We start from the raw sequence: 18,986 nt of genomic DNA, 5'->3' as shown, positions 1-18,986 counted from the left end.
CGGTCGTGGTGTGGTCCAGGGCCACCATCCGGCGGCTCGCCGCGCTCTTGGGCGCCAACTCCACCAACCCACCCCGGTTGGACTGGAGCTGACGCGCGATACGGACCGTCCCCTTGACCAGATCAACGTCCTCCCACCGCAAGCCCACGACCTCGCCGCGCCGCAACCCCGTCATCACCACCAGGTGGAACAACGCGTACAACCGATGACCCGAGGCGAAGTCCAGGAACTGGCGGGTCTGCTCCACCGTCCACACCGCCACCGCCGGCCGCACTCCGCTATGGCGCCACTCGGCCACAGCTTGGTCAGTCCACACCACTGGCCGCGCGGCCTGGCCGGAATCCAACCGCAGCCCTCGGGCGGGGTTGGAGGACAGCAACCGCTCACGCACCGCGGCATTCAACGCCGCCCGCAGCGTGGCCCTCACCCGCTGCACCGTCGCCGGGGAGAGCCGATCCCCGGCCGGCGTGGTGTGACAGGAGATCGCATCGAACGCCTGCCGCACCCGCCCGGGAGTCAACTCGCCCAACAGCACACCGCCCAGATGCGGGATCAGATAGCGGTCGATGTGCTCGGCGTAACCGACCCAGGTGCGCGGACGCAACCGGGTCCCGGTATCCAGCCAGTGCCTCAGCCACTCGCCCACCGTCCACACCGCCGGATCCATCTCGGTTGGTTCGATGCCCTGGGCTCTGCGCAACGCCGCGCGGGCGGCCCCCCGGGAGGCGAACCCACCACGGCGCACCCGGCACCGCTCCCCCGGAACGTGCTCCAACTCGACCGAGAAGTACCAGCTCCCGTGCCCGCGAGACCGCAACCGCGGACACCCACCCCCGACCTTCCTCGAGGAACCAGGCAACCTGCACCCACACCGCTTGAACACCGAACCAGACCCGGACATCACCGTCACCTCCGGGCCCAGTCTCAACCCGAGCAACGGTGCTCAGAGAAGGCGGATGACGAGAGGCGATCCCGGCACACACCCAAGCCACCATCACACCCGGAACGAAACACCTGTCTCTGAACACCGTCAAGCGCTACGCGCGTGTTCCCGAACCCGACCGGCTGCGCTGGGTCATGTCCCTTGGAGTGGTGTAACTCCCGGATCAGTGATCTGACCTGCAGGGCTATAGCGACAAGGCGAGCCATCGTGTGACGGTCAAGAGGAAGGCCTAAGTTCCTCGCACAAGGACACGCACACGATGGCTCTGTCCCAGCATGACCTACAACAGCTTCTGGAGTCACTACAAGCCGCTGAGAACGTGGACATGATCCGCCTCGTCCTGGAGCGCATGCTCCAGGAGCTGATCGAGGCCGAGGCCACCACCGTGATCGGCGCCCACCCCCACCAGCGCACCCCCGACCGGGCCAACCGCCGCAACGGACACCGCGACCGCAAACTCACCACCACCGCCGGGGACGTGGAGCTGCAGATCCCCAAACTCCGCTCCGGGTCGTTCTTCCCGAGCCTGCTGGAGCGCCGTCGGCGCATCGACCGGGCCCTGTTCGCCGTGATCATGGAGGCCTACGTGCACGGAGTCTCCACCCGCGCGGTGGACGACCTGGTCAAAGCCCTGGGAGCCGATTCGGGGATCTCCAAGTCCGAGGTCTCACGCATCTGCGCCGAGCTGGACGAAGAGGTCGCGGCCTTCGCTGACCGGCCTGTGGACCACACTGTCTTCCCCTACGTGTTCCTGGACGCGACCTACTGCAAGGCCCGTGTCCGGCACCGGATCGCCTCCCAGGCGGTCGTGATCGCCACCGGCGTCACCGCCCAGGGGCGGCGCGAAGTGCTGGGGTTCGCGGTCGGCAACAGCGAGACCCGCGCGTGTGGACCCAGTTCCTGCGCGGCTTGCGCTCCCGCGGCCTGGACGGGGTGCAACTGGTGGTCTCCGACTCCCACGCCGGCCTGGTCGCCGCGATCGAAACCGTGTTCTTGGGGGCGGCCTGGCAGCGGTGCCGGGTCCACTTCGTGCGCGACGTCCTGGCCAAGGTTCCCAAGGGGTCGGGAGAGATGGTCGCGGCCACCATCCGCACGATCTTCGCCCAGGCCGACGCCGAAGCGGTGCGGACCCATCTGGGCACGGTGGCCTCGATGCTGGGGCGGCAGTTCCCGCAGGTGGAACAGATGCTGGTCGGGGCGTCGGTCGACATCACCGCGTTCGCGGACTTCCCGACCGGGCATTGGAAGAAGATCTGGTCTACCAACTTGGAGCGGTTGAACCGGGAGGTCAAGCGCCGGGCAGACGTGGTGCAGGTCTTCCCGAACCCGGCGGCGTGGGGCGGTTGGCGGGGACGGTGCTGGCCGAGATGCACGACGAGTGGCAGGTGAGCGATCGCCGTTACTTCTCCGAGGCGTCCATGGTCGAGCTTCTGGGTGATCAGGGGCGGGGGCCGGGGCGGCAGATGGGCCCCAGCGAGATCGGTCCCGGGTCACATCCTGGGGGTTAGTGCGGTTGTGAAGTTACACCACCCAAAGGGACACCATCCTGCGCTGTGCCCCTGCAGCACCTCTTCTGCGGGATTCGCCAGCTCGGCTGCCAGGGAAGCCTCAACCTGCTCTAGCCGATTCGACAGCGACCGAGAGTCGGTCCCGCCCAAGGCCTTCGGCAAGCTTCTCCTGGTCCGCTCCGAACGGCTCACAGCCGAAGAGGGCCAGACTCTCGCCGAGCTGACCGAGGCATGCCCGGAGATGACGCGGCTGGCCGACCACATCGGCGCTTCACCCGGTTCCTGGAACCCGCCCCGGGCAACGCCGAGGACCTGACCGCGTGCATCGCCGACGTTCGTGAGGACGATCCTCCCCGCCTGCACGCCTTCACCCGCGGACTTGACCACGACCGGGCCACGGTCGACGCGGTGGAACCGCCTAATGGGACTTGCCGGGTCCGAGAGACTCGGTGCCGTAGCCGCCAGCAGGTGAGCACTACCGCCGCCGGAACCGTCGAGTTCTGGGTTCAGACCGTGCCCCTGCTGGTCGGCCGGGAGGCCAGACCACTGATGGGGTGGCGTGCCCGCCCCACGGGGCGTGAGCACTGGATCCATGAGGCCGCGCGCCGCCTTCCGCAGGCCGCACCGCTGCACGAAGTCCGTTACTGGGAGGGTCTGCTGCTACTGATCGGTGATGACTGGGCCGAGGACCACCACGACCTCGAGCTCCAGGACGAGACCGGCCGAAAGCTCGCCGCCGCCAAGCTCCCCGAGGCAGTGCAAGGCATCGCCAGGCTGCACGAGCTCGTCGCCCGGCACGGTGGGCAGAACGTGGACCCGTCCGAGGTGGTGGTGGGGATCGAGACCGACCGCGGCTCGTGGGTACAGGCCCTGATCGCGTCCGGCTACCGGGTCTACGCGATCAACCCCCGCCAGGTCGCGCGGTTCAAGGAACGCTACGGCACCTCCGGTGCCAAGAGCGACAAGGCTGACGCGCACGCCTTGGCCGACACGGTCCGCATCGACCGGGCCCAACTGCGGCCCATCGCCGGGGACAGCGACACCGCCCAGGCCGTCAAGGTCGTCGCCCGCGCGCATCAGACCCTGATCTGGGAACGCACCCACACCTACCAGCGGCTGCGCACCGCACTGTGCGAGTACTTCCCCGCGGCCCTGAACGCCTACGCCGACTTGACCCTGACCAGCACAGACGCCCTGGAACTGCTGATCAAGGCCCCCACCCCGACAGCCGGGGTGAAGCTGACCCGTACCCAGATCACCACCGTGCTGACCCGTGCCCGCCGACGGAACCGGGACGCGAAAGCGGCCACGATCCAGACCACGCTGCGCGAGAAGCAGCTCGGCCTGCCCGAGCCGGTTACCGCCGCCTACACGGCCACCGCCACCGCTCACGCCCGGCTGATCATCGCGCTCAATGAGCAGATCGCCGCGATGGAGGAGCAGATGAAGGCACATTTTCTCGCGCACCCGGACGCTGAGATCTACCTGTCGATGCCCAGCATCGGCCACGTCACCGGCGCACGGGTGCTCGCCGAGTTCGGGGACGACCCATCCGCTACGCCAGTGCCAAGGCCCGCAAGAACTACGCCGGCGCCAGCCCGATCACCCGAGCCTCCGGCAAGAGCCCCACCGTCCAGTCCCGCTACATCCGCGACAACCGCCTGGCCGACGCCCTCCAGCATCAGGCGTTCGCCGCTCTGCGCGCCTCGCCCGGCGCCCGCCGCTACTACGACAAGCAACACGCTCGCGACGCGGGTTGCAACCCCGCCCTGCGCCAAGTCGGCAACCGCCTTGTCGGCATCCTCCACGGGTGCCTCAAGACCCGCACCCCCTGCGACGAAGCGACCGCCTGGTCACACCATGCCCACCTCCATGCCGCTTGACACCGAACGACATGGGGTGTCTGAACCCGAGGACCGTCACGTCCTCGCGGCCGCCGTCCGGGAACGGTCACGGATGTGCTCGCCCGGCCTCAACGGGATAGCCCGCACCGCAATGCGGGCGGGCCGGTGGTTCCGGGTCCAGAATCCCTGAGATCCGGCAGACCCGTGGCCGCTGAGTGGCCGGAACCGGTCACTGCGCCTTTCCACATGCCGCAGCCGAGGAGGCCGTCGATGCCGACGGCCGACATGCCGCTGCGCCGAACCGGCACCGTTGGTCTCGGTGAGGCCACGGCTGTCACCTTGGGATTCGGTTCCATTCCAGCCGACCGATAGGCCGGCGGCGGTCGTTCGCGTGAAGGAAGACGGTCAGGCCAGCCGCCCGACAGAGAGTCCCCCATACTCGCAAAAACACCACAAAAGGTACAAAACGGACATCTGATTTGGGTACATATCTCATATTTTGGACACATGAAAGGTGCGTTGTCCGAGTTCGTGCGGTATACATCTATGCCGAGAAAGATTTTCCTAGCCACGCAGAGCCTTCCGTCAACGGCGACAGTCGGCCACCTGCAGACATCCTGCCCCTCATTTCAGGAGCTTCTGCACATGACCACCCCTTCGTTGGGCTGTCCCAGGCCATCGGGAACGGCGTACTCCTCTATCGACGCCACATTGAGTCGGTTTTCCGAGTATCGTGACTTTCGATCTAGAGTCCTGGACCGCGCTGTTTACAGCAAATGGATCGAGCAAAGCTCTGATGAGCTACTCGAGGCCGGTCTCAACAGAGACCAGATGAATCTATCGACTCGCTTCCCTCTCGACGATCTCGCGTTCGTCAAAGAGATGATCACCTCGCTTCGCCAGCAGTCGGTCCTACCCGACAGAGACTTCTCCACCTCGGGATATTCGGACTGGGAACGCCTGGTCGCATCGTCGTACGACCACGGCGGGAACATGACCTATATCTTTCCGGAGGAGGCGCTGCTGATCCACGCCCTCGCCTCGGTCATCAACCTCGGCATGCGGTTTTCGCTGGTTCCTACTACGGATTCTGGGCGATCTGGGCGGTGCGGGAGGTCGTCGCCGCAGGCGGTGAGGTCACCCTGATCGACACGGATGACACCGTCATGCACCTGGCCCGACGGAACTTCGAGCGCTTGGGCGTGTCAGAAAACGTCAACTTCGTCGTGGCGGACGCGATCTCCTACTCGCGGGCTGAGCTCGCCGACATCGACTTCGTCGCGCTCGACGCGGAGGGGCCGAAGTCCTGTGCGGATGAGGACCTGCGGGACAAGGCGATCTACTATCCCATCACGCAGGCGATAGCCCCGGCGATGCTTCCCGGGTCGATTCTCCTGGCCCACAATGTCCTACTGGAGAACGTGACGAAGAACGCGTACTTTGAGGAGCGCATCGCCTACAACGAGCTCCAGTACGCGCGCTGGCACGGTTTCCTCTCAGAGCAATTCGACTTCCGTAGATCCTATCCATCCACAGAAGGGGTGGGAATCTACCGGAAGGCTCGATGATGTGCGGATCCACAGGGTTGGCCATCGGCTGTCAAGCGCAGTTCTCGTGCCCCAAAGAGCTGTTCCGCACAGAAGTCTCAGAACAGCCACAGGACGACTATCGAAGTCCGTTCCGAGACTGGCATGAGCGCGCCAGTGTTCGCAAGGAACCCCGCCGAGTCCTTTCCCCATCGGACGACCGGTACCTCCTGTTTGATGCCGACCTCGTTCCCACGACGCCCACCCCCTGGTCCAGGAGCTTCCCGATCCTCAGCGGAACGAGGTGCTGACGCAGCACCTGTACCGCTACCTACAGTTCACCACGCAGTTAGAGCAACTGGTGGTGAACAAGACGATGCTGGACATCGCCTATGGCCGTATCGGCGTCGACCTCCCCCGCGGGATGGTATTCGACGCGCACAAGATCTACTGTGACGAGGCCTACCACGCCCTCTTCTCGATGGATATGTACCGCCAGGTCATCGATGCCACCGGCGTTGCGCCCCGCATCGGCTCCGAGCCCCATTTCTTCCGCAGACTGCGACGTCTGCTCGAGGACGTCGACCCGTCGATGAGGCTCCTGGTGGAACTGCTATTCGTGTTCTGCTCCGAGACCCTCATTTCCGGGACGCTGGACAGCGGGCGCGATCAGCAGGTGGACCCGGCGGTTCACGAGATGGTCAAAGACCACGCGAAGGACGAGGGAAAGCACCACGCCTACTTCGCATCGTTCCTCTTCCATCTATGGCCCCAGATCCATGCCAAGTACCAGGAATCAGCCGCGGCGCTGATCCCGGACCTGATCATGACATTCCTAGAGCCAGACAGAGAATCGCTGGTAGGTGAACTGTGCGGATACGACCTGAGTCGGAACGAAGCCGAGCAGGTCGTCGCGGAGACATTCACCGGAGACGTCGTCAGCGAATACGCGCGGGCGACCGCCCGTCACACACTCAGATACTGCCGTGAAGCCGGAGTGCTCGACCATCCCGCGGCAGTGGAGCGATTTCACGAGCTTGGATTGATCGAGGAGGATCAATGTCCGGCGTCTATGCAATCCGCCCCGCAGAAAGATCGGACCTGGAAGGGATCCGGGAGATTCTGAATCATTTTATCCGCACGAGTGACGCGACCCTGGACTACGACGAGAAGTCCGAAGCCGACATGGAGTCCTGGTATAAGGCCCATAACGACCGCTATCCCGTCTACGTCTGCCATGAAGAATCCGGGCGTGTTGTCGGTTACGCGTCCCTCAGCCCGTTCGCCGCTCGGGCCGGTTACCAGGCGAGCGCGGAGATCTCGGTCTATGTCCGTAAGGAGGCCCAGGCCCGGGGAACCGGAATCGCCTTGTGCGAACGGATGACCTCGCTGGGGCTGGAGATCGGTTTCACCGCGATCACCGCGATCATGACATCGACGAACAAGCCGTCCATCCGCATGGTCGAGATCCTCGGTTACCAGCACACCGGGAGCCTTCGGAACATCGGTGCGAAATTCGGACGGCCAGTCTCCTTAGAGATCTACCAGATCTACCCCCAGTAGGAGCTCTTGAGTGGTTCTCCCGCAGGCGCGAGGACCGCGAACGGTCAACGATGCGGCACAACTGCATCGAACGGAGCATTTTCCTGCACTCGCACAGAGGAGACACGATGAGTACCCTGCATTTCGACCGCCATGTCGCCGAGCAACCCGACACCGTACGACGGCTGCTCACCGATCCCGAGGTCCCGGCGTTGGATCCGGAACGACCGATCGTCTTCACAGGTATCGGGACCTCACTGCACGCGGCGCAGATCGCCGCCGGATGGGTGGAGGCCCTTACCAACGGCCGTGTTCGGGCGTCGGCGGTCAACGCCCACGACCTGGCCGTGACCAGCGCGGTGCAGCCGACCGACCAGGTCGTGGTGATCAGTCATCGGGGGACGAAGCGCTACCCGAACATGGTGCTGTGCAAGGCCGCCGAGGTCGGAGCCACGACGGTGTGCATCACCGGAGTCGGCCAGGCCGAACCCGAGGCGAACCTGGTGCTGCGGACCTGTCCCCAGGAAAAGGCGAGCACGCACACGGTCTCCCACACTGCCGCGCTGACGGTTCTCGCCCGACTCGTCGGCGCCCTCCTCGATGACGCCGCGTCCGAACTCATCGACGCGCTGAGGGATGTCCCCGGGCAACTGGAGCGTGCGCTCGCATTCCGCCCGTCCGCCGCGGCGGTGGACGCACTGGTCCATGACGAGGGGGTCCCCGCACTCATCGCGGGCACGGGCACGGACGCCATCACGGCACAGGAGGTCGCGCTCAAGCTGAAGGAGGGCACCTATCGGTGGGTCGAAGGAATGCACACCGAGTTCGCGCTCCACGGCACCCCCGCGGTGTTCCGGCCCGGAATGTCGGCCTTCCTCATCGCCCCGCCCGGGGAGGACGGGGGGAGATACGAGGATCTCTCCGGCTTTCTGAGAAAACTCGGTGCCCGGGTCCTGCGCTGCGCCGACGATGATCACGCAGACCTCCGGTTTGCCCGGACACACCCCCTGATGCGGCCGATCGTCGCCACGCTCCCCTTCCACCTGCTGGTGTCGGAGGTCGCCCGTGAGGTCGGGTCCAGTCCCGACCTGACCCATTTCGAGGCCGAGGCCTGGAAAGCCGCGTTCTCGGAGGTGACCCTGTGAGCGGGGACCCGTCCACCGGCGACGCGGTGACCCGCGCGTACTTCGAGGCCTGTGAAACGGGTGATCTGGCGGAGGCCGTCTGGAAGGCCCCCTTCCCCCGGTCATTCCGTGACCTTTGGTGGGACCGCCTGCTGGCCCGCCCGCTGTTCATCCCCGAGGCTGAGATGAACCGGCTCGTCGATGATCTCGGCGCATATTTCGACCTCCTCGTCGACCTCCCCGAACGGCTTTTCGGCGGCGATCTCCATCAGTACGGCGAGGCCGTCGGGATGGCGCGGCCGCGTGTCGAACTGCTCAGCCGGTTCCACAGCACGTCACCCACACGTTTCGGGCGGGCCGACCTGTACCGCGACGGTGACGGCTTCAAACTGCTGGAGTTCAACGTCGCCAGCGATGTCGGAGGCATCGAGTACTCCGAGTTCAACCGGAGCCTCATGGAGGTTCCGGTGTTCGAGGACTTCGCCGCCGGGTTCGGCCTCAGCCACGTTCACACCGGCAAGCACCTCGCATCGCTCTGGCGTGAGGCGGCGGCCCGCGCCGGGAGGGGGACCGAGCCGACGGTCGCGGTGATCGGTGCCAACGGGAACACCCGCACACTCGAAAAACTGTTGGTCGCTATGCAGGAGATGATGGCCCGCCTGGGAGTCCCGATGCGTGTCGGTGAGATCCCCCAGGTGCGGTCCAGGGGCGGACGGGTCGAACTCAACGGTGAGCCGATCGACATCGTGCTCCGGTTCTTCACCGTGGACGACCTCTGGGACGATCCGGAGCTGCTCTCCCGCGCGGAGGTCCTCTTCCATGCGCACGAGGAGGACCGGGTTCTGCTCTGGACGACCCTCGACAGCTCCCTGTACTCGAACAAGGGGGCCATGGGACTGATCTCGCGGGCGCGGTCGGAAGGAGCATTTAGCGACCGTGAGCTCGCACTGGTCGACCGCCTGCTCCCGTGGAGCAGGGTGCTCGGCCGGGGAACGACCCGGTGCGACGGCGAAGAGGTCGACCTGTTCGAGTACTGCCGTGCCAACCGGGCCGACCTCGTGTTGAAACCTAATCAGGGGTTCGGCGGCCAAGACGTCATCGCGGGATGGGAGGTGTCCGACCGCGAATGGCGGGAGCGGCTCGCCCGATGCCGGGAACAGGACTGGATCGTCCAGAGACGGGTCGTTCCACGGGAGGACGACATCGTGGACGTCGGAACCCGCGAGAGCCGCCGATGGGCCTCCACCTGGGGGGTCTTCCTGACCCCTGCCGGGTATGGCGGCTCGATGGTCAGGGGCCTTCCGGTGGACGGACCGACCGTCCTCTACTTCGGAAACCGGGACGCGAGAAGCACCGGCGTATTCACCTACCCTGAAGCGGAGATCTGCGCATGACGGCACAAGACGCCCCACAGGATCAGACCCAGTCACAGCTGGGCCCCGACTTCCGTTCGCTCTGGCATGGCCAGATCGCGAGCATGGTGGGAAGTCAGGTCGCGACGTCGCTATCCGGCTACTCGTCGCGACGGTGCTCGCCGCGACCCCCCTGCAACTGGGACTGCTGTCCGCAGCCCAGACCGCGGCGTTCCTGATCGTCGGCCTCCCGGCCGGAGTCTGGCTCGACCGCATGCGGTGCCGTTCGGTGCTCATCGTCGCCGATATCGTCCGCGCCGTACTCCTGGCCACCATTCCCGTCGCCTGGTGGCTCGGCTACCTCTCGTTCAACCAAGTGCTGGCCGTGGTCTTCTTCTCGGGCATCGCCCACGTGTTCTTCGACGTCGGTTACCAGACCTATCTGCCCAGGCTGGTGGACCGGGAGCAGTTGGTCGTGGCGAACGCCAGGCTGGAATCGAGCCGCTCGGCGGCGGCCGCCGCCGGACCCGCGGTCGCCGGTGCCCTCATCCAGGCGATGCAGGCGGCCAACGTCATCCTGATCAACGCCGTGACGTACATTTTCTCCGCGGTTATGATCAGGCGGATCACGTCCACCGAGGCCCTCCCCCCGGCGCGGCCGCGCAACATCCGCGCCGAGATCCGGGAAGGACTGCGGTTCGTGGTCCGCCACCCGATCCTGCGCGCCCTCGGCGGAGCCGCAGCCACCTACAACTTCTGCTACGGCATGCTGCTGCCGACCGTCATCGTGCTGCTCGTCACCGATCTCGGACTCACCGAGGGAATGGTCGGCCTGCTGTTCACCTGCGCGGGCATCGGCGGGTTCGGAGGTGCGCTGATCGCCCGCCGCGTCATCGAACGCGTCGGTCTGGCGAAGGCACTGATCGCCACCGAGATCGTGGCGGGGCCGCTGGTACTCGCCTTGATGCTCACGGCTCCGGGATGGAGCCTGATCGTCTTCGCCGTGTCCTACCTGCTCCTTCACCTCGCGCTTTCGATCTTCAATGTGGCCAGTGTGAGTCTGCGGCAGTCGCTGTGCCCGCACGAATTCATGGGCCGGGTCACGGCCAGCATGCGATTCGTCGCCTCGGGCGCCCTGCCTCTGGGGGGCGTCGCCGGTGGTGTCGCCCTGGAGCTGATCGGTACCGATGGCACGCTCCTCCTCACTGGCTGCGGTCTGCTTGGCACCGTGGCCTGGCTCCTGGCGTCCCCCTTGCGCAACGGAACGACCGACCTCGCCACGGGAGGGAATTCATGAGGAACGACATGCCGGAACGCCGCCGACTTCCCCGGATGCCGGCCGAGTTGTTCGTCTACGGGAGTCTCACCGTCCACGAAGTGCTGCGGTCGATCCTGCGGCGCGAGCCCGGGACACGACCGGGATCGGCCCGGGGTTGGCGCGTCGCCGCTGTGCGTGACCGGGTCTACCCGGCGCTCGTGGCGGGAGGGAAGACCGTCCACGGCCTGGTACTGACCGACCTCGGTCCCACAGAGTGGGACCAGCTCGACAGATTCGAGGCCCCCGCGTACGACTTGGTCGAGATCCGGTTGACCGACGGCAGCACCGCCTGGACCTATGTGTGGGGAGGAACCCCGGACCGGATCTCGGACGACGACTGGGATCGTGACCGTTTCTGCGCCGACGAACTCCCGCGTTATCTCGAACTCACCATCGCATGGTGCGATTCGGTGCGGTCCTCCGCGCCCGTCGACGAGGATTCGCCATGACGGGCTCGATCACCCGTACCGCCCCGCGTCGCGTGGTGATCGTCGACGCCTATTCCACGGGCCGCCTACTGACACACGAGCTCGCGGGCAGGGGCGCTCACCTGATCCACGTTCAGAGCAGCCCCCGGATTCCCGAGTTCTACCGCCGCACGTTCGACCCCGACGGTTTCGCCCTCGACCTCGGCCATGACCCCTCCTTCGCGGCGCTCGTTCGGACACTCAAAGAACTCGAGATCGATGCCATCGCACCCGGTACGGAGACGGGTGTCCGTTCGGCTGAGCAACTCGCCGTTGCCTTGGGCCTCGCGCACAACTCGCAGACCGCCCCCGAGTCGAGATGGGACAAGGAAGCGATGGCGGCGGCTCTGCGCGATGCCGGCCTGGGCGCCCCGGACGGGCTGCGCGTCGGCTCCGAGGCACAGGCCGTGGAGTGGTACAGGGCCGGGGGCGGGGGCAGGGTCGTCGTCAAGCCCGCGATGAGCGCGGGAAGCGACGGGGTCCGGCTCTGCCACGACGAGCGGTCCGTGGCCGAGGCTGTGGGCGCGGTCCTGTCCTCGGAGTCCAATCTCCTCGGTCGAACGAATGCCGAGGCGGTGGTGCAGGAACTGCTCACCGGTCCCGAATACTACGTGAACACGATATCGGCGGACGGTCGGCACCAAATTCTGGAGGCCTGGCGATATCACAAGAAGCGTGTCGCCGGATCCCCCATCTATGACTATGACGTTCCCGTGGACCTTTCCTCCGATATCGGCCGCACCCTGTGCGACTACGTGCGGCGGGCACTGACCGCCCTTGGCGTGCACCACGGCCCGGCGCACGCCGAAGTGATCATCACCCGAGAAGGACCGAAGCTCATAGACATCGGGGCGAGGCCGGCCGGTTGCGCCGATTTCCCCGCGGGCATCGCTCCCGACCGTGTCGGACAGGTCGAGGCCACGGCGTCATGGCTGATGGACCCCGCATCGGTGCATGATCTCTCCATCCCCTCGGCCCCCTGCACAGGGATCGAACTGCGGCGCGTCGCCATGATTAACGGACGGCGGGCCCCCATGACCTCGCTCGCCTGGGTCGACGTCCTCCGGGAACTCCCCACTGCGGCCATGGTGTGCCCTCGCGCCGCACAGGGCGATCTGCTGGAGGCCACCCGCGACCTGGCCACTTCACCTGGCTTCCTCTACCTGGCCGGGACCGGCGACGAGGTCGAACGGGACTACCGCCGACTCCGTGCCCTGGAAGGGCGACACCTCTATACCGAGCAGCAGACGGCGGGCTGAACCGACGACCGTATTCGCTCGAATCCGACTGGCACGATGCCGGGTCATTCCAGAGAGATTCCCTGGACCGACGCGGCGCGGAAGCCGATCAGGCATGCCCGGACCAACCGGGCCGACAAGGACAAAGGATGACAGGTGGCCGAGAAAGACATCGCCGTTCTGGGAATGGACTGCCGTTTCCCCGGCGCATCGGATTATCGTGAATTCTGGGCGAATCTCACCCACGGTGAGGACTCCATCACGGAGGTTCCTTCGGAGCGCTGGGACTGGCGGGCGGTCTTCGGCGATCCCGAGGCCGAGCCGGGCAGGACGAACAGCAGATGGGGCGGGTTCGTCGCGGACATCGGCGGGTTCGACCCGCTCTTCTTCGGCATGTCCCCGAAACAGGCCCGTTTCGTCGACCCGCAACAGCGCATCGCACTGGAGAGCGCCTGGAGTGCGATCGAGGACGCGGGATATGCCGCTTCGGACCTCGCCGGACGTAGGACTGGGGTGTACGTCGGTGTCTCGAAGAACGACTACGCCGAACTAATGCGTGAGCACAAGGTGCCCATTCCGTCCTACGTTTCGACCGGAACGGTTCACTCGATCATCGCGAACCGCATCTCCTTCCTGTTCGATCTGAAAGGAAGGAGTTCCGTCGTCGACACCGCCTGCTCAAGTTCTCTCGTGGCACTGCACGACGCGATCCGCGATCTGCGCCTGGGCGAGTGCGAAACGGCGCTCGTCGGCGGTGTCAACGCGCTGCTGTCTCCGACGATGTACATCTCCCACGCCCAGTCCGGGATGCTCTCGGCGGACGGCCGCTGCAAGGTCTTCGACGCGGACGCCAACGGCTACGTGCGTGGTGAGGGGGTCGCCTTCGTCCTGCTGAAACCACTCGACCGCGCGCTCGCCGACGGCGACCGGGTGGTCGGCGTGATCAAGGGAAGCGCCGTTAACCACAGTGGTCGCGGCAATTCGCTGACGACACCGAGTGTCACCGGACAGGCCGAGGTGATCACCGCGGCGCTGAAGGACGCGGCGGTCGACTCGGACTCGATCGGGTATGTCGAGGCGCACGGTACGGGCACCGCGCTGGGAGACCCCATCGAGATCCGGGCCTTGACCGAGGCCTTCTCCGAGCAGGGAGGAGCACGACGCCCGCAGCCCTGCCCGATCGGGGCCGTCAAGACCAACATCGGCCACCTCGAGAGCGCATCGGGAATTGCCGGGCTGCTCAAGGTCCTGCTCATGCTCCGGCACCACCGGATTCCCCCGTCGCTGCACCTGGAGCGGCCGAACCCGTACATCGATTTCGACGCGACGCCGTTCTCCCCGGTGCGTGAGGGTCGCGCGTGGACCGGACTGGGATCCCTGCCCCGACGCGCGGGACTCAGCGCGTTCGGCATGGGCGGCGTCAACGCGCACGTGGTCGTCGAGGAGGCCCCGGTGACCGAAGCCGACCCCGAACCGCGACGCCCCGTCGCGCCACAGGTGATCCCCCTGTCCGCGAAGAGCGAGGCCGCGCTCACGAGGATGCGCATCCGGCTCCGGGAGTTCCTGCGCGGCCCTGGCGCCGAACTCGATATCCATGACATCGCGTTCACCTTGCAGGTTGGGCGGGCTTCCCTTCCGCACAGAGCCGCCTGGCTGGCCAGTGGGGTCGATGAGCTCGTCAAGCGTCTCGACATCGACGACGAACCGGAGGTTGCCTACCACGGGAGCACCTCGCAGGCCACCGCGGCGCCCCGGGAGGAGACGGCTCCGGCCTCGCGGGCCCGGCAGTGGGTTCAGGGCCGATTCGACGACTGGCGTGCCGCAGGACCTGTGCCGGAAGGGCGCCGTGTCGCATTGCCGACCTACCCGTTCGACCGGTCGTGGTACTGGTTCGAAGAACCCGCACGGGAACAACGGGCCGACGCGGACGACCACGGTGCCGTGCCGGAGCAGTCGGTGAGCGAAGTCCGGGGGAGCGACTACTTCGTCCGCGACCATGTGGTCGCCGGACGCACGGTCGTGCCTGGCGTCGCCTATTTCGAACTCGTCCGGCGCCAGGCCCAAGCGCGCTTCGGACGCACCCCGATGTCCTTTCGCGATGTGCACTGGCTTCGGGTGCTCGAAGTCGGTGAACAGCCACTGGCACTGCGGGTCGATTGGGAGGAGCGGGACGGCGGGGCCGCCTTCGAGGTCAAGCTCGACGACACAGTGTACGCGCTCGGCGAGATCCGCTTCGAAGCCTCCGAACTCCCGGAACTCACAGCGCCGGCCTCGCAGTGGCTCTCCCGCGTCGAGGCAGTCGACGGCCTCTATGAACGGTTTGCCGCCTACGGCCTGGAGTACGGGCCGTCATTCCGCGTGATCGACTTCTGCCGCACGGGGACCGATGAGGCGCTGTGCCGTGTCCAACGCCGAGAACCGGAGAACGGGACGGATGCGCTGGAGCTGGAGCCGTCGCTGCTCGACGGCGCATTCCAGTCGGCGGTCGCCCTGTCCCTGTTCGGGACGCGCGGCTCCGACGATCAGTACGTTCCCTTCGCACTGGGCTCCTTCGACCTCTACAGTCCTCTTCCGGCCGCGGTCAACGTCCACGTGATCGAACGCGACACGGTGAAGGAAGTCCGGCAGTTCGACATCGTGCTGCGTGACGATGCGGGAACCGTGGTCGCCCGCATGGAGCAGCTGCAGAAACGCCCGCACCGCCCCCGTGCGGACAAGCCCGCCGAGCGGCTCGAACTCAGCACCGAGTGGGTGGACGAGCCGCTCGCCATGCACGGCGAGGCCATCGAGTCAGTCGTTCTCTTCTCCGACGACGACGCCCTGCGCAAAAGCGTCGAGTACACGATCGGCGCCGGCCGGGTCATCGGGGTGGGTTCCGGAGAGACCCTGGAGCAGTCACCGGAAGGGGACTACCGCGTCGACCGGCACGATCCCCGGCAACTGGCCGCACTCTTCGAGCGGCTTGCGGAACGTAACGCGGGGCACCGGATCGTCCTGCACACCGACTCGATGAGCCCCACCACGGATCCCGGAGACCTCGAGGTGTTGCTGGGGATCGCCCAGGGGGCGGTCCGGCTGCGCCACCTCGGCCCCATCCGCGTCGTCCACGTCCACCCCGACACTTCAGACGCGCCCTTCGGAGCGCTCATCGGCGGCTTCGCCCGCACACTCGCCTACGAGACCCCGGACGTCTCGGTGCTCTCGGTCGGCGTCGAAGACACGGAGGAGACCCCGACGGAGGACATCGTGCGAAACGAGCTGTCGCATTACGACCACGCCCCCCTCCGCGAAGTCGCCTACCGGGGCGGTCGTCGTCTCGTCCGTGTTGTTCGAGAGCTTCCGGTACAAGGGGACCCGGGGACGTCCCTTTTCCGCCCCGGCGGCACGTACGTGCTGAGCGGAGGCGCGGGCGGTATCGGGCGCGTCCTGTCGCGCCATCTGGCGCACCGGTACGGAGCCGAGCTCGTCTGGCTGGGCCGCTCCCCGCAGGACGCGGCCATCGACGCCGAACTCGCGGCCACCGAGGAGATCGGGGGCCGGGCACGCTACTTCGCATGCGATGTCTCTAACGAAAGCGACGTGCGACAGGTCTTCGGAGAGCTCGAGCGGGCAGGTGTTACGGTGAACGGCGTCATCCACGCCGCCGGACTCATCGATGACTCGTTCATCCAGCGCATGTCACCCGAGTCGGTCCGCCGTGTGCTCGCGCCGAAGGTTCACGGCGCCCTCGCCCTCGACCGGGCCGCCGGCCGACTCCCGCTGGACCTGTTCATCGTCTTCTCCTCGATCGCGGCGGTGATGCCAAACCAGGGCCAGGGCGCCTACGCGGCGGCGAACGGCTTCCTCGACTCCTTCGCCGCACACCGCCAGACCCTCGTCGACGCGGGAGAACGAAGCGGGCGTTCGCTGTCGATCGCCTGGCCTCTCTGGCGGGACGGCGGTATCCAGGTCGGCGAGGCGGAGCATGAGCACCTCGTCGAGGCGTTCGGTATGGAGCCGATACGCGACGACACCGGCATCGAGATATTGGAGCAGTGCGCCCGACAGCCGCAGGGCGGCGCTCGCACCCCCGGGCACATCATCGTCGCCGAGGGCGATGGGGACAAACTGCGCACCCACCTCCGGCTCCGCCCCGGACGTTGGGGAACCCCGGCCCCCCGACCGCTCGAGCGAGCGGACGCGGTCCTTGAACGGATCATCGCGCCGGGTTTGGAAAAGGGCCTTGTCTACGATGCCGGTCGCAGCTACGACGACCTGGGGCTGGACTCGATGCACCTCGTCGATCTCGCCTCGCGCCTCGCCGTCGCGTTCGGACGGGAGGTGAGCCCCACCGATCTCTTCGAGCATCCGACACCACAGGGGACGGCCACCTGGTTGGCGCGGGAGCCACGGCCCGTCCCGTCACTGATCGAGAGGAGCACTCGGCCCCCGACGCCTTGCAGTTCAGGAAGAGCCTGCCCACCGACGTCTTCTTCATGCGCGATCACGTGGTGAACGGTCAGTTCAACGTTCCCGGGGTGTGCTTTCTCGAGTTGGCGATACAGGCGGCGCTGCTCGCCGAGCCGGGCCGCGGGATCGCGAGGTGACGAACAACTACTGGTCCATTCCCCTTTCCTCCCCTGGCGAGCGATCGCCCTCGAAGTGCGTCTGGCGCGACACGCGACCGCTACGAATACGAGATCGGGCGCGACGTCGGCGGAACATGGGCCGTCCACGCGACTGGTGAGGTGTCCTACACCGAGTCGGAACAAGCCCCACTTGTGCCGATGCCTGAGGCGGTGACGGACACGGGCTGGGGGCGGCCGGTCCCGGTCGATGCCGTCTACGCCCAGATCCTTGCGGAGGGCCTGCATGTCGGCCCCACCTTCCACCCAGTGATCGAGGCCCGGGTGAGCCGGGAGCGCGCCTTCACCAGGCTGCGTCTGCCGGAGTCGATCCGCGGGACGTTCGGTGACTACACGCTCCATCCGACACTGCTGACCGGGGTGTTGCAGACCGCGCTGCTCAACAACAAGCCCGATGGTCCCGACGGTACGCGCTTCATTCCGATGGGGGTCGACATGCTCAGGGTCAGGGGTGTGATCGGACCCGACTGCACGGTCACCACTTGGCGCACCTCGAACTCCGGCGCGAGCGGGATCGCCAAGTTCGATGCCGTGGTGCAGGGGCCGGACGGTGCCGTCGTCGCAGAGGTGGGAGGGGTATCGCTCCGGCGCGTAGACGGCGGGCGAGCGCGCACGGCCGCGGAAACCGCCGACCGTCGTCCCGTCGAAGGGCCCGAGGACGAGACGCTCGATCTCGGACAGGTCGAAGCGCTTCTCAAGGAACTGACGTCCGAGATCATCGAACTGCCCGCCGCCGAGATGGGCTCGGAGACCGAGTTCGGAGATTTCGGCATCGACTCACTGATGATCATCGACCTCAACCGCTGCCTCGAAGAGACCTTCGGCCGTCTGTCGAAGACCCTGTTCTTCGAGTACCAGACCTTTCGCGAACTCGCACAGTACTTCCTCGATGCGCATGCCGTGAGAGTTCGTGAGCTTTCGTCGGGATCACCGGAAATACGGGACGTGTAGGAGGCGGTCGGAGGGGCGAGGCGGGAGGCGGTCGGCCGCCGCCACGCCCCCTCCCCCGGGCAGGACGAGGATCTCACGGCCCGACCGGCCGCTACCCTTGCCCTGCACACACAAGGAGGAACCATGTTCACCGGCCTGAGCGCCTTTCCTCTGACCCCGTTGGATGATGACCGCTTCGACGAGTGGGCCTACGCAGGGCTGATCACCCGCCTGGCGGAGGCGGGCGTCGACTCCATCGGCGCGCTGGGATCGACCGGCTCTTACGCCTACCTGGACCGTGAAGAACGCCGCCGTGCGGCCCGGACGGCGGTGCAGCATGCGGACGGCACGCCGGTAGTCGTCGGTATCGGTGCGCTGCGCACCTCCCACGTGCAGACCCTGGCCCAGGACGCCCAGCAGGCCGGTGCGTCCGCCGTGCTGTTGGCTCCGGTGAGCTATCAGCCGCTCACGACCCGCGTTCCGCGTAATTCAGAGGATCTGGAGACATCAGCGAGGTGAAGTCGCAGGTCAGCGCGATGGGACCAGCTCCATAAGCCGAAATCTCCTAG

At 66.6% G+C, this 18,986-nt stretch carries 12 protein-coding genes and 3 pseudogenes; 14 read left to right on the top strand and 1 reads right to left on the bottom strand.

Annotation, left to right across the window (positions count from 1 at the left end; translation table 11 throughout):
- A partial coding sequence (gene xerC, locus BJF83_RS21200) for a tyrosine recombinase XerC (RefSeq protein ID WP_262391736.1) occupies positions 1-817 on the bottom strand: 817 nt, incomplete at its 3' end.
- A 385-nt stretch (positions 818-1,202) separates the two neighbouring features.
- Here xerC and BJF83_RS21195 point away from each other — a divergent pair.
- The 14 genes and pseudogenes from BJF83_RS21195 to BJF83_RS21125 form a co-directional block, all read left to right on the top strand.
- A pseudogene (locus tag BJF83_RS21195) lies at positions 1,203-2,451 on the top strand (IS256 family transposase).
- Positions 2,452-3,108: 657 nt separating this feature from the next.
- Positions 3,109-4,334: pseudogene (locus tag BJF83_RS21190) on the top strand (IS110 family transposase).
- Between the two features lie 800 nt (positions 4,335-5,134).
- Positions 5,135-5,863, top strand: a complete 729-nt coding sequence (locus BJF83_RS27655) for a class I SAM-dependent methyltransferase (protein WP_083678643.1) — start codon at positions 5,135-5,137, stop codon at positions 5,861-5,863.
- Between the two features lie 226 nt (positions 5,864-6,089).
- Entirely contained in the window at positions 6,090-6,947 is an 858-nt protein-coding gene (locus BJF83_RS21175) for a diiron oxygenase (protein WP_083678642.1), read from the top strand.
- Positions 6,881-7,384: a GNAT family N-acetyltransferase gene (locus BJF83_RS21170; RefSeq protein ID WP_075927689.1), complete on the top strand. Its 504-nt coding sequence runs from the start codon at positions 6,881-6,883 to the stop codon at positions 7,382-7,384. Before BJF83_RS21175 ends, BJF83_RS21170 begins: the two co-directional genes overlap by 67 nt.
- 107 nt (positions 7,385-7,491) lie before the next feature.
- Positions 7,492-8,508: an SIS domain-containing protein gene (locus tag BJF83_RS21165; RefSeq protein WP_158070427.1), complete on the top strand. Its 1,017-nt coding sequence runs from the start codon at positions 7,492-7,494 to the stop codon at positions 8,506-8,508.
- Positions 8,505-9,881, top strand: coding sequence for a hypothetical protein (locus BJF83_RS27075; RefSeq protein ID WP_075927687.1), 1,377 nt, complete (start codon positions 8,505-8,507; stop codon positions 9,879-9,881). Before BJF83_RS21165 ends, BJF83_RS27075 begins: the two co-directional genes overlap by 4 nt.
- Entirely contained in the window at positions 9,763-11,136 is a 1,374-nt protein-coding gene (locus BJF83_RS21155) for an MFS transporter (protein WP_083678641.1), read from the top strand. Before BJF83_RS27075 ends, BJF83_RS21155 begins: the two co-directional genes overlap by 119 nt.
- The gene (locus BJF83_RS21150; RefSeq protein WP_262391735.1) at positions 11,133-11,606 is read left to right on the top strand and encodes a gamma-glutamylcyclotransferase family protein; all 474 of its coding nucleotides are present in this window, start codon (positions 11,133-11,135) and stop codon (positions 11,604-11,606) included. The genes BJF83_RS21155 and BJF83_RS21150 overlap by 4 nt, the downstream gene beginning before the upstream one ends.
- 32 nt (positions 11,607-11,638) lie before the next feature.
- On the top strand, positions 11,639-12,883 hold the full coding sequence (locus tag BJF83_RS21145) for an ATP-grasp domain-containing protein (protein ID WP_158070425.1): 1,245 nt from the start codon (positions 11,639-11,641) through the stop codon (positions 12,881-12,883).
- A 135-nt stretch (positions 12,884-13,018) separates the two neighbouring features.
- A complete protein-coding gene (locus BJF83_RS21140; protein ID WP_075927685.1) occupies positions 13,019-17,356 on the top strand; it encodes an SDR family NAD(P)-dependent oxidoreductase in 4,338 nt (1,445 codons plus the stop codon).
- Positions 17,338-17,448, top strand: coding sequence for a hypothetical protein (locus tag BJF83_RS31295; RefSeq protein WP_394329370.1), 111 nt, complete (start codon positions 17,338-17,340; stop codon positions 17,446-17,448). The genes BJF83_RS21140 and BJF83_RS31295 overlap by 19 nt, the downstream gene beginning before the upstream one ends.
- Positions 17,449-17,589: 141 nt before the next feature.
- A complete protein-coding gene (locus BJF83_RS31290; RefSeq protein WP_075927684.1) occupies positions 17,590-18,438 on the top strand; it encodes a polyketide synthase dehydratase domain-containing protein in 849 nt (282 codons plus the stop codon).
- A gap of 123 nt (positions 18,439-18,561) precedes the next feature.
- A pseudogene (locus BJF83_RS21125) lies at positions 18,562-18,888 on the top strand (dihydrodipicolinate synthase family protein); the annotation flags it as partial.
- Between the last annotated feature and the right edge of the window lie 98 nt (positions 18,889-18,986).

Source organism: Nocardiopsis sp. CNR-923 (assembly GCF_001942255.1).
In the GTDB taxonomy this organism is placed as follows: domain Bacteria; phylum Actinomycetota; class Actinomycetes; order Streptosporangiales; family Streptosporangiaceae; genus Nocardiopsis.
This window is presented reverse-complemented; position numbering and strand designations above follow the sequence as displayed.

What these genes read in the sequence shown, in the direction of transcription:
- BJF83_RS21170 (WP_075927689.1), top strand. Translation starts at nt 6,881, where the DNA reads ATGTCCGGCGTCTATGCAATCCGCCCCGCAGAAAGATCGGACCTGGAA.
- BJF83_RS21165 (WP_158070427.1), top strand. Translation starts at nt 7,492, where the DNA reads ATGAGTACCCTGCATTTCGACCGCCATGTCGCCGAGCAACCCGACACC.
- BJF83_RS21155 (WP_083678641.1), top strand. Translation starts at nt 9,763, where the DNA reads ATGGCGGCTCGATGGTCAGGGGCCTTCCGGTGGACGGACCGACCGTCC.
- BJF83_RS21150 (WP_262391735.1), top strand. Translation starts at nt 11,133, where the DNA reads ATGAGGAACGACATGCCGGAACGCCGCCGACTTCCCCGGATGCCGGCC.
- BJF83_RS31295 (WP_394329370.1), top strand. Translation starts at nt 17,338, where the DNA reads ATGCGCGATCACGTGGTGAACGGTCAGTTCAACGTTCCCGGGGTGTGC.